Source organism: Microvirga sp. P5_D2 (assembly GCF_054049475.1).
In genome coordinates this window covers 163,729-174,629 of record NZ_JBFUMH010000002.1, presented here as the reverse complement: position 1 = coordinate 174,629, position 10,901 = coordinate 163,729, and the positions used below count along the sequence as shown (strand labels likewise).

General features: G+C 63.1%; 12 protein-coding genes. 9 read left to right on the top strand and 3 right to left on the bottom strand.

Features of this window, described 5'->3' with window-relative positions; translation table 11 throughout:
• Positions 1 to 208: transposase (locus tag ACXJKO_RS01715; RefSeq protein ID WP_457089343.1), on the top strand; the 208-nt coding region annotated here is incomplete at its 5' end.
• A gap of 176 nt (positions 209 to 384) precedes the next feature.
• Here ACXJKO_RS01715 and ACXJKO_RS01710 read toward each other — a convergent pair.
• Together ACXJKO_RS01710 and ACXJKO_RS01705 are read right to left on the bottom strand one after the other, a co-directional pair.
• On the bottom strand, positions 385 to 696 hold the full coding sequence (locus ACXJKO_RS01710; RefSeq protein WP_457089342.1) for a hypothetical protein: 312 nt from the start codon (positions 694 to 696) through the stop codon (positions 385 to 387).
• A gap of 189 nt (positions 697 to 885) precedes the next feature.
• Positions 886 to 1,152 (bottom strand): BolA family protein, encoded by a 267-nt coding sequence (locus tag ACXJKO_RS01705; protein ID WP_457089341.1) that lies wholly within the window; start codon positions 1,150 to 1,152, stop codon positions 886 to 888.
• Between the two features lie 90 nt (positions 1,153 to 1,242).
• Here ACXJKO_RS01705 and ACXJKO_RS01700 point away from each other — a divergent pair, with 90 nt between their 5' ends.
• The 8 genes from ACXJKO_RS01700 (at position 1,243) to ACXJKO_RS01665 (ending at position 10,185) form a co-directional block, all read left to right on the top strand.
• The gene (locus ACXJKO_RS01700; protein ID WP_457089340.1) at positions 1,243 to 1,872 is read left to right on the top strand and encodes a J domain-containing protein; all 630 of its coding nucleotides are present in this window, start codon (positions 1,243 to 1,245) and stop codon (positions 1,870 to 1,872) included.
• A gap of 112 nt (positions 1,873 to 1,984) precedes the next feature.
• A complete protein-coding gene (gene cobS, locus ACXJKO_RS01695; RefSeq protein ID WP_457089339.1) occupies positions 1,985 to 2,974 on the top strand; it encodes a cobaltochelatase subunit CobS in 990 nt (329 codons plus the stop codon).
• Between the two features lie 101 nt (positions 2,975 to 3,075).
• Positions 3,076 to 4,974 carry a cobaltochelatase subunit CobT gene (gene cobT, locus ACXJKO_RS01690; RefSeq protein WP_457089338.1) on the top strand — a complete coding sequence of 633 codons (1,899 nt, stop codon included), beginning with the start codon at positions 3,076 to 3,078 and terminating at the stop codon, positions 4,972 to 4,974.
• On the top strand, positions 4,971 to 5,984 hold the full coding sequence (locus ACXJKO_RS01685; RefSeq protein ID WP_457089337.1) for an esterase-like activity of phytase family protein: 1,014 nt from the start codon (positions 4,971 to 4,973) through the stop codon (positions 5,982 to 5,984). Before cobT ends, ACXJKO_RS01685 begins: the two co-directional genes overlap by 4 nt.
• Positions 5,985 to 6,145: 161 nt before the next feature.
• A complete protein-coding gene (locus ACXJKO_RS01680) occupies positions 6,146 to 7,591 on the top strand; it encodes a circularly permuted type 2 ATP-grasp protein (protein ID WP_457089336.1) in 1,446 nt (481 codons plus the stop codon).
• A 28-nt stretch (positions 7,592 to 7,619) separates the two neighbouring features.
• Positions 7,620 to 8,564, top strand: a complete 945-nt coding sequence (locus ACXJKO_RS01675) for an alpha-E domain-containing protein (RefSeq protein WP_457089335.1) — start codon at positions 7,620 to 7,622, stop codon at positions 8,562 to 8,564.
• Positions 8,565 to 8,566: 2 nt separating this feature from the next.
• On the top strand, positions 8,567 to 9,385 hold the full coding sequence (locus ACXJKO_RS01670; RefSeq protein WP_457089334.1) for a transglutaminase family protein: 819 nt from the start codon (positions 8,567 to 8,569) through the stop codon (positions 9,383 to 9,385).
• 50 nt (positions 9,386 to 9,435) lie between these two features.
• On the top strand, positions 9,436 to 10,185 hold the full coding sequence (locus ACXJKO_RS01665; protein WP_457089333.1) for a peptidase: 750 nt from the start codon (positions 9,436 to 9,438) through the stop codon (positions 10,183 to 10,185).
• Positions 10,186 to 10,206: 21 nt separating this feature from the next.
• Here the strand turns inward: ACXJKO_RS01665 and ACXJKO_RS01660 are convergent, their stop codons facing one another.
• Positions 10,207 to 10,830 carry a queuosine precursor transporter gene (locus ACXJKO_RS01660; protein ID WP_457089332.1) on the bottom strand — a complete coding sequence of 208 codons (624 nt, stop codon included), beginning with the start codon at positions 10,828 to 10,830 and terminating at the stop codon, positions 10,207 to 10,209.
• Positions 10,831 to 10,901: the final 71 nt, after the last annotated feature.

Genomic DNA, 10,901 nt, shown 5'->3' with positions numbered 1-10,901 from the left:
GGTGCCGGTCGATCAACCTGCGCCCGAAATGCCAGCTGGGTTTACGCTTCTGCCGCAGCGCTGGATTGTGGAGCGGACGTTCGCATGGCTGATCCGCAATCGACGCTTGGCCAAGGATTGGGAACGCCTCTCGGCCACTACCGAGACATGGATCTATCTCGCGATGAGCCGCCTTATGACCAAAAGATTAGCCCATGCAGCAGCTTAATTTCCAGACACCCTCTAGAGCATCGGATCTAAAACTGGATCCACTCTTCCCCACGATGCGCAGCAGACGCCCGTGGACGGCACACATCCGGTTGCAGAACGGCCAAGCGGTATTTTGTTACAACAGGCTCCGAAGACAGCCTGCCTGTTCGCCCCGCCCAGACAACCCCGGAAGGGTCAGGCCATGGCCGCTCCCTGTGGAGCGAAGCTTTGAGCGGCCATCACGTCGAGAAATCTGGCCGTTGGCGTACCTTGGAGCATGGGCGCCATCTGCTCCCAGAGAGCCCAAACATGGGGCATGGAGTCACGAGCCGCCTGCTCATTATCGAAGAGGGAAACAACGAAGACTTGGCCCTCTTCGTCCCAGAGCCCAATCCACTCTCGGAGGCCGAGTTGAGCATAGATCGCGGCCTCGTTCTCCTGACGCCAGCGGAGCATGTCATCCATCTTGTCGGGTTTGACGCGAAACGTCGTCAGTCGTGCGTACATGATGACCTCCTCAGGGAGGTTGATGTGACTGGCATCAGGCCAGCGCTGCACTGAACGCGACAAGTCTAAGCCCTTCTGGCCAGCGCGGATAATGGAAAGCGTCCTATGATCCACCTGACATCATAAAGTGGAAATTCCAGATCAGCCTAACCCAAAAGTTCAGGAGTCCGACGCTCTAGAGGCGAACCATTACTCCCCAGGCGCCTTGGCCTGGATAGCCAGGGCGTGCAGGCCCTTGTCGAAGGCTCCTTTCAGAACCTCGTTTACAAGGCGGTGACGCTCCACGCGGCTCTTGCCTGAGAAGGCTTCCGACACGATATGAAGACGGAAGTGAGTTTCACCCCCCTCCCGCCAACCTCCATGGCCGCGATGCTGCTCCGACTCGTCGGTGACGGTGAGCGCGGAGGGCTGCAACCGCTCCTGCAGGGTTTGTGTGATCCAATCGGTTAGGGTCATGCTGCTTTTGTAAACCTTTTTGAACGGGTCTGCGGCGAAAAGCTCTCAGGCCTTGGCTGAAGGCTCCCGGCCCCTCATAATCGCTGAATCATGGATCTCAACTCGCCTCTTTTCGACCGTATCCGGATCAAGTCTTCCAGCGATGAGCCGCAGGAGGTCAAGGGTCCCGTCTGCGAGCACCCCGCCTGCAAGGCCGCGGGCGAGTTCCGCGCGCCCAAGGGGCGGGACCGGGAAGGCCAGTACTGGCGCTTCTGCCTCCAGCATGTGCGCGAGTACAACGCCTCCTACAACTATTTTTCCGGCATGTCCGATTCGGCGGTCGCGGCCTTCCAGAAGGATGCGGTCATCGGCCATCGCCCCACCTGGGCCATGGGCGTGAACACCTCCGGCAAGGCTGAGGGCGAGGGAACCAAGGGTGAGGAGCGGGATTGGGCCTATGTGGATCCCCTAGGCATCCTCCGGGGTGAGGATTTCACCCAGGCGAAAGCCCGCCGGAGCAGTCCTGAGCCGAAGCGGCCCCGCCATACCGGCGCGGTGCGCCGGGCGCTCGACATCCTGGGCCTCGACGATACCGCCGACGGTCCCGCCATCAAGGCCCAGTACAAGTCCCTGGTGAAGCGGTTCCACCCGGACGCCAATGGCGGCGACCGCTCCTTCGAGGAGCGGCTGCGGGATATCATCAAGGCGCATGATGTCCTTAAGAGCGCTGGCCTGTGCTGATTCCGAAGAGTCTCATGCGGGCGCATCCGGCGTTTAGGAAATTGCGCCGCGCAGCCATGGGGGTTAAGAAGCCATGGCATCAATCAAACAATCATCCGACCGAGAGGCCCCTATGACGGCACATACCGAGACAGCGTTCCAGCAGCCGGACATGAAAGTGTCCGTGCGCCAAGTCTTCGGCATCGACTCGGATCTCGAGGTTCCTGCCTTCTCGCAGGCCGAAGAGCATGTGCCCGATCTGGACCCCGACTACCTGTTCGACCGCGAGACGACCCTGGCCATCCTGGCGGGCTTTGCCCGTAACCGCCGCGTGATGATCACGGGTTATCACGGCACGGGTAAGTCGACCCATATCGAGCAGGTGGCCGCCCGCCTCAACTGGCCCTGCGTACGCGTGAACCTGGACAGCCACGTGTCGCGTATCGACCTCGTCGGCAAGGACGCCATCGTGCTCCAGGAGGGCAAGCAGGTCACCGCCTTCCAGGACGGCATTCTTCCCTGGGCGCTCCAGAACAATGTCGCCCTCGTGTTCGACGAATACGATGCGGGCCGCCCGGACGTGATGTTCGTGATCCAGCGCGTGCTGGAGCAGTCGGGCAAGCTCACCCTGCTCGACCAGAAGCGCGTGATCCGGCCTCACCCCGCCTTCCGCCTCTTCGCCACCGCCAACACGGTGGGCCTCGGCGATACGTCGGGCCTCTATCATGGCACGCAGCAGATCAACCAGGGCCAGATGGACCGCTGGTCCATCGTCACCACCCTCAACTACCTGCCGCACGACAAGGAAGTGGACATCGTCCTCTCCAAGGCGAAGCACTATCAGGAAAATTCCGAGGGCCGCGACATCGTCAACAAGATGGTGCGCGTCGCCGATCTCACTCGCTCAGCCTTCATGAACGGCGATCTTTCTACCGTCATGAGCCCGCGCACGGTGATCACCTGGGCCGAGAATGCCGAGATCTTCGGCGACACGGGCTTCGCCTTCCGCGTGACGTTCCTGAACAAGTGCGACGAGCTGGAGCGCACCCTCGTCGCCGAGTTCTACCAGCGCTCCTTCGGCAAGGAATTGCCGGAGAGCGCCGTGAACATGGTGCTCTCATAAGGCGTCGTCCCGGACGCGCTCTGCGTGATCCGGGATCGTCGGGGAGCTTTGCTGGTGTTGGCGATCCCGGCTTTCGCCGGGATGACGGATGAAGGAATGAGATGTCCATCTCGAACCGCAAGCCGGGTGAGAAGAAGGAAGCGCCGGCGGAGCCGCTGAAGCGCTCCATCGCCGGCGCTATGAAGGCCATCGCCCGTAAGCCCGATCTCGAAGTGGCCTTCGCCTCGGACCGTCCGGTACTCATGGGCCAGGACAAGGCCCGCCTGCCGGAGCCGCCCCGGCGGCTCACCGCGCAGGACGTGGCGATCCTGCGTGGCAACGCGGATTCCATGGCGTTGCGCCTCGCCTGCCATGACACGACCGTTCATCGCCGCCTCGCGCCGGAAGGGCAGGCGGCCCGCGCGGTGTACGATGCGGTCGAGCAGGCGCGCGTGGAATCCATCGGTTCGCGCCGCATGTCGGGCATTTCCTCCAACATCTCGGCCATGCTGGAAGACCGCTATCATCGCGGCGGCAAATACGAAGAGATCACCGACCGCGCCGACGCACCCCTCGAAGACGCCCTGGCGCTGATGGTGCGCGAGCGCCTGACCGGCGCGAAGCCGCCGCCATCCGCCGCCAAGATCGTCGATCTCTGGCGCGACTTCATCGAGGATCGCGTGGGCCACGATCTCGACGGCCTGCTCAAGAACATCGACAACCAACGCGATTTCGCCCGCGGCATCCGCGAGATGCTCTCCACCCTCGACATGGCCGATGATGCGGCCCTGGACCAGGAGGACGAGGAGAACGAGGACGAGAACGAATCCGACCAGCAGGAGCAGCAGGGCGAGGGCGAGTCCGAACAGGAATCGCAAGGCGACCGTGCCGAGATCGAGACCAGCGAGGATTCGAGCGACGATATGGAGGACGGCGCGACGGAAGAGGCGGACGGCCCCTCCGGCGAGTTGCCGGAAGAGGCCGAAGAGGCCGATTCCGACGAGGCCGGTGAATCCTGGCGTCCGCCGTCCCGCGCCAACGAGGCGCGCGGTCCCGACTACAAGGCCTTTACCCCAAAGTTCGACGAGGTCATCCAGGCCGAAGACCTGTGCGATGCCGACGAGCTGACGCGCCTTCGCGCCTATCTCGACAAGCAGCTCGCGCATTTGCAGGGCGTGGTGGGCCGTCTCGCCAACCGCCTGCAGCGCCGCCTGATGGCGCAGCAGAACCGCTCGTGGGAGTTCGACCTCGAAGAGGGCACGCTCGATCCCGTGCGCCTGCCGCGCATCATCATGGACCCGTTCCAGCCCTTAAGCTTCAAGCAGGAGCAGGACACCAATTTCCGCGACACGGTGGTGACGCTGCTGCTCGACAATTCGGGCTCCATGCGCGGTCGCCCGATCACGGTGGCCGCTACCTGCGCCGATATTCTCGCGCGCACGCTGGAGCGCTGCGGCGTGAAGGTCGAGATCCTCGGCTTCACCACCCGCGCGTGGAAGGGCGGACAGGCTCGCGAGATGTGGCTTCAGAACGGCAAGCCCGCCAATCCGGGCCGCCTCAATGACCTGCGGCACATCATCTACAAGTCGGCCGATGCTCCCTGGCGCCGCGCGCGCAAGAATCTCGGCCTCATGATGCGCGAGGGTCTGCTCAAGGAGAACATCGACGGCGAGGCGCTCGACTGGGCGCATAAGCGCCTGCTCGGCCGCCCCGAGCAGCGCCGCATCCTCATGGTGATCTCGGACGGTGCGCCGGTGGACGACTCGACGCTCTCGGTCAATCCCGGCAACTACCTCGAACGGCATCTGCGCTACATCATCGAGGAAATCGAGACCCGCTCGCCGGTCGAGCTCATCGCCATCGGCATCGGCCACGATGTGACGCGCTATTACCGCCGCGCGGTGACTATCGTCGATGCGGAGGAACTCGGCGGCGTGATGACCGAAAAGCTCGCGGAGCTGTTCGAGGAGAACGCGCAGCCTTCACGCGGCGCTGCGCCCCGTCGCCGAGCGCACGCGTGAGGCTTTTCAGCCGGCGAAACCTGCTTATCGGCGGTGGTGTTGCCACCGCCGCCGCACTTCTCGGCAACAAGATCGCGTTCGCGCAGCGCCCGCAGGCGTTCCGTGATGCCACGCCCATCGTAGTGCGGGCCGAGCCCATTAGCCGCCTGTCCAACACCGATCCGGACCGCAGCCGCTTCGACTCGCTGCTTTTCCGCTCAGGGTTGGATCTGAGGTCGGAAACGCCCGCCTTCGGCGGCTTTTCGGGCCTATGGCGCTCGGCAAAAGGGCAGGATCTGATCGCGCTTGCCGACAATGCGCAGTTTCTCAGAGCCCGCATCGAGACAGCGGATGGCCGCTTGTCCGGCCTCTCGGATGCCGTCATGGCGCCGCTGCTCTTCAACAATGGCAAGGCCCTGCGCCGGTCGCGCTCTTACGACACGGAGAGCCTGGCCGTATCGGGCTCCGCGATCTTCGTCGGCGTCGAGCGCAACCACGCGGTTGTTCGGTTCGGGCGCAACAAGGCGGGGGCTCCGATCGAGGGCATTCCGATCCCGGTGCCCAAGGAGATGAAGGACCTACCCTCCAATGGCGGGCTTGAGGCCATCGGCGTTGCGCCGCCACGCTCGCCTCTGTCGGGCGCACTCGTGGGGATTGCGGAGGGCGGACAGGGCTTCGTCTTTACCGGCTCGCGGCAGGGTACGTTCGAGGTTGCGCGCTCTGGCGGCTACGACGTGACCGATCTCGCCTTCATGGATACGGGCGACATGCTCCTCCTGGAGCGGCGCTTTACCCTGCTCGGCGGCTTCGGTTGCCGCCTGCGCCGCGTGGCGGGATCAACGGTCAAGGTTGGGGCGCGGCTGGAGGGCGAGGTGATCTACGAAAGCGAGCCCTCGCATCAGGTCGACAACATGGAAGGCCTGGCCGTTCACCGGGAAGGCACTGAGACCGTGATATCGCTGATCTCGGACAACAACTTCAACACCCGACTGCAACGCACTTTGCTGTTGGAATTTGCCCTTGCGGCATGAAGCGTGAGCGTGAATTGCCTCTGCCTAGAGAACGGGCAGTTGCGCCTTTTCTCATCATTACCTGCCTTTCCTCATCTCTAAGTATCCCTTGCGGTCCTTCGTTTTAGGCAACTAAGCTTCTCCTTCATGGAAGTGGCGCAAATCTTTGCACTTTTTCGTCCATGCGGGAGGCAGAAGACCTAGTGACGGCGCGAGCGATCTTCGATGAGATGAGCGGCCATGGCGGCGAAAGCCGCGAGGCCTACCGCGTGCTGCAGGAATGGCTGGCCTCGGCCCCGTCGCAGCTTCTCGAACATCGCCGTGAGGAAGCGGAGCTGTTCTTCCGCCGGGTCGGCATCACCTTCGCCGTTTACGGAGCGACGGAAGCCGAGGAACGGCTGATCCCGTTCGATATCATTCCCCGCATTCTTTCCGGCAACGAATGGAGCCGGCTGTCGCGCGGGCTTGAGCAGCGCGTGCGTGCGCTCAACATGTTCCTGAAGGATATCTATGGGCCGCGCGAGATCCTGCGCGCCGGGATCATCCCGCCGGAACTCGTCTTTCACAATCCCTATTACCGGCCGCAGATGCACGGCCTCTCGATCAGCGGCGACATCTACGTGCAGGTGGCCGGCGTCGATATCGTCCGCGTGGACGACGAGGATTTCTACGTTCTCGAGGACAATCTGCGCACGCCGTCCGGTGTCTCCTATATGCTGGAGAACCGTGAGGTCATGATGAGCCTGTTCCCGGAGCTCATGGCGATGCAGCGCATCCGCCCCATCGAGAACTACGTCAACGAGCTTCTGGGCACGCTCAAATCCGTCGCACCCGCGAGCAGCCCATGGGAGCCGACGGTGGTTCTGCTCACGCCGGGCCCGCTCAACTCCGCCTATTACGAGCACAGCTTCCTTGCCGACCGGATGGGCGTGGAATTGGTGGAAGGGCGCGATCTCTTCGTGCGCGACGAGGTCGTCTACACGCGCACAACGGAAGGCCCGAAGCGCGTGGATGTGATCTACAGCCGCATCGACGACGACTTCCTCGATCCGCTCGTGTTCCGTCCCGATTCCGCATTGGGCGTCCCGGGGCTGATCGCTGCCTATCGCGCGGGCAACGTCGCCATCGCCAACGCGCCTGGTACGGGCGTGGCGGACGACAAGGCCATGTACTCTTACGTGCCCGAGATGGTGCGCTTCTACATGGGCGAGGAGCCGATCCTCAAGAACGTGCCCACCTGGTGCTGCCGCGAGAAGGAAGCGTTGTCCTATGTGGTCGACCATCTTCACGAGCTTGTCGTGAAAGAGGTCAACGGCTCGGGCGGCTATGGCATGCTGGTCGGTCCGCACGCAACGAAAGAAGCCCGCGAACATTTCCGCGCCCGCATCCTTGCCGCGCCCGACAATTACATCGCGCAGCCGACGCTTGCCTTGTCCACGAGCCCGATCTTCACCGAGAAGGGGCTGGCGCCCCGCCACGTGGACCTGCGCCCCTTCGTGTTGAGCGGACGCGACGGCGTGACCCTGGTGCCGGGCGGCCTGACCCGCGTCGCGCTGACGGAAGGATCGCTGGTGGTGAATTCCAGCCAGGGCGGCGGGACGAAAGACACCTGGGTGCTCAGCGAATGATGGTGCGTATGAGCGTGGAGTTTCTGCCGTGTTGAGCCGTGATGCAGACAGCCTCTACTGGCTTTCCCGCTACGTGGAGCGGGCGGAGAACACCGCGCGCATTCTCGATGTCGCCTATCGCATGGCCTCGATGCCGATCTCGTATAGCGACGAGGCTACGAACGAGTGGGAATCGGCGCTGCTCACTGCCGGCGGTATCGAGCAGTTCCGCGTGCTGCATGGTGAATCGACCCCTGAGAACGTCATCGAGTTCCTGGCCTTCTCGGAAGCCAATTCATCGAGCATCCAGAGCTGCTTCAACACGGCACGGCAGAACGCGCGCTCGGTGCGCTCGGCGCTCACCTCCGAGATGTGGGAAGCCATCAACTCCGCATGGCTCGATCTTCGCCGCTACAAGGCCAAGTCGATCAAGGTGGAAGAGCTGCCGCGCTTCCTCAACCTCGTGAAGGAGGCATCCCTTCGCTACGACGGCTCGGCCATGCGCACTATGCTGCGCAACGATGCCTATTGGTTCTCGCGCCTGGGACTCTACATCGAGCGCGCCGACAACACGGCGCGGGTGCTCGACGTGAAATACCATGTGCTGCTGCCGAAGGATGCGGAGGTGGGCGGCGGCATCGATTATTATCAATGGGCGGCCATTCTCCGCTCCGTTTCGGCGCTGGTGAGCTATCAGTGGGTCTATCACCAGAACCTGCGCCCGTGGCTCGTGGCGGATCTTCTGATTCTGCGCGAGGAAATGCCGCGCTCGCTCGCCGCCTGCTACGGCGCCCTTTCCCGTCACCTCGATGACATCGCGCACCGCTATGGCACATCGGGCGCGGCGCAGCGTCAGGCCCGCTCCATTCATGCCCGTCTGGTGAACCGGAGCATCGACGATATCTTCCAGCATGGGCTGCACGAGTTCCTGCAGGAGTTCATCGCCGAGAACAACCGGCTTGGTCTCGCCATCTCGCAGCAGTACCTGGGCTGATCATGCGCATCCGCATCACACATGAGACCGTCTACACCTACGACGAGCCCGCGAAGTCGGCGATCCAGCTGCTGCGCCTGACGCCGCGCGGGCACGAGGGGCAGACAGTCCTGTCCTGGACACTCGACGTGGACCACGAAGCCAAGCTCCTGCGGCGGGAGGATTGGTACGGCAACATCGCCCACAGCCTCTTCGTGCCAGGACCCGTCAATCAGATCACCTTAAGGGTCGCGGGCGAGATCGAAACCACGGAAACCGCCGGCGTGGTCCAAGGCGGGGTCGAGCGCTTCCCCGAGATGTTCTATCTCAGGCAGACGCCCTTGAGCCGGGAAAGCACCGCCATCGGCGAGTTCGCCAAAGCGGCGACACAAGGCGCTTCCAATCCGCTCGAACAAGCTCATGCCCTGAACAATGCGATTCATGCGCATCTGCGATTCGATACGGATGCGACACATTCCGGCACCACGGCAACCGAGGCTTTCGCCGCGGGGCATGGGGTCTGCCAGGATTTTTCACATGTCTTTCTGGCGGCGGCGCGGTCCCTGAACGTCCCCGCCCGCTACGTGTCCGGCTATCTTCATAAGCCCGGAGAGGCCGTGCAAGAGGCGGGCCACGCCTGGGTGGAGGCTTTCATCCCGGATCTCGGCTGGGTCAGCTTCGATCCGACCAATGGTGTTTCCGCAACGGAACACTATGTGCGCCTAGCCATCGGCCTCGATTATCTTGATGCGGCCCCCGTGCGAGGCAGCTATTACGGTATCTCCCGTGAGGCGCTCGACGTTCGTTTGAGGATCGAGAGCGCCCGTCAGTCGCAGGCGTGAGAATGGCCGTAAAGCTGCAGCTCGATCAGAAGGCCCCAGGGGGAGCACCTATGACTTATTGTGTCGGTATCCTCGTGCAGGATGGCCTTGTGATGATCGCGGATACGCGCACCAATGCAGGCGTCGACAACATCGCGACCTTCCGCAAGCTGCATGTGTTCGAAAAGCCGGGCGAAAGGCTCATTACGCTGGCGACGGCGGGCAACCTCTCGGCCAGCCAATCCGTTCTGTCTCTTCTGGCCGACGGTGTCGAGAACCCGGAGACGGGCGAGATCGAGACGCTGATGAACGTGCCCAGCATGTTCAAGGCCGCCCAGCTCGTCGGCCGCGTCATCCGCCAAGTCTATGCCATCGACGGCGCAGAATTGGAAAAKCGCAGCATGACCTTCGACGTCACCATGCTGCTCGCCGGCCAGATCGGGCAGGGGCAGATGCGGCTGTATCAGGTCTATTCTGCTGGCAACGCCATCGAATCCACCGTGGACACGCCCTTCCTGCAGATCGGCGAGCCGAAATACGGCAAGCCGATTCTCGACCGCGCGATTTCTTATCAAACGGAATTGGTGGAGGCCCTCAAGCTCGGGCTCATCTCCATGGACTCGACCCTCAAGTCCAATCTCGGCGTGGGCCTTCCCATCGATATCGTGGTGGCCAAGCGCGATGCCCTGAAGGCCCAGGTGACCTACCGCATCCAGGAGGACGAGCCTTATTTCCGGGATCTGCGCGAGCGCTGGTCCGCCGCGCTGCGCGCAGCCCATCAGGCCATTCCCCACCCGCCTTACGCGGAAGAGGTTCTCTGATTGTGAAGGGTAGGGCCGCCGTTAGGCGGCCCGCTGGATCCTCGGACGCATGATAGCGAGGATCGCGCCATAGGGCGCAATCGCGATGGCGGCGAGCGCCAGCTTCACGAGATAATCGGCAACGGCCAAGTTCACCCACGGCAAGGCGATGCACTGGTCCGCGATGCCGGCTTGCATGAGCACGTCGCTGATCGTCAGGCCGAGGCCGGGAATCGCGCCGCAATAGAAGGCGAACGAGAAGAAGATCACTGTGTCGAGGCCCGACGAGATCACCGAGGACACGAAGGGCGGCATCCACCACGCCTTGTTGCGCAGGCGCGAGAAGATCTGGATGTCGAGAAGCTGCGCCAGCAGGAAGGCCGCACCCGAGGCGATGGCGATGCGCGGGGTCGCGAGAACGACCGAGAGCGCCACGGCGAGAACGAAGCCCACATAGACGACCCGGCGCGCGCCCTTCGGACCGAAGCGGCGGTTCGACAGATCCGTCACGAGGAACGAGAAGGGATAGGTGAAGGCGCCCCAGGTCAGGTAGTCGCCCAGTCCCAGATGCGTGAAGGGATGCTGGACCAGGATATTCGACGCGAGAACGACCAGGGTCATCGCGGTCAGGGCGATCAGGAAATCGCGGTGGTCGATCTTGGTCACGGGCGGCCCTCCTTGGAGCGGCTTGGCTATAGAAGCAACGCAAAACGGGCGGCTGTGAGGCCGCCCGCTGC

Bases quoted from the DNA above. Each gene is read 5' to 3' on its own strand.
- ACXJKO_RS01710 (WP_457089342.1), bottom strand. From the start codon at position 696: ATGTACGCACGACTGACGACGTTTCGCGTCAAACCCGACAAGATGGAT.
- ACXJKO_RS01705 (WP_457089341.1), bottom strand. From the start codon at position 1,152: ATGACCCTAACCGATTGGATCACACAAACCCTGCAGGAGCGGTTGCAG.
- ACXJKO_RS01700 (WP_457089340.1), top strand. From the start codon at position 1,243: ATGGATCTCAACTCGCCTCTTTTCGACCGTATCCGGATCAAGTCTTCC.
- cobS (WP_457089339.1), top strand. From the start codon at position 1,985: ATGACGGCACATACCGAGACAGCGTTCCAGCAGCCGGACATGAAAGTG.
- cobT (WP_457089338.1), top strand. From the start codon at position 3,076: ATGTCCATCTCGAACCGCAAGCCGGGTGAGAAGAAGGAAGCGCCGGCG.
- ACXJKO_RS01680 (WP_457089336.1), top strand. From the start codon at position 6,146: ATGCGGGAGGCAGAAGACCTAGTGACGGCGCGAGCGATCTTCGATGAG.
- ACXJKO_RS01670 (WP_457089334.1), top strand. From the start codon at position 8,567: ATGCGCATCCGCATCACACATGAGACCGTCTACACCTACGACGAGCCC.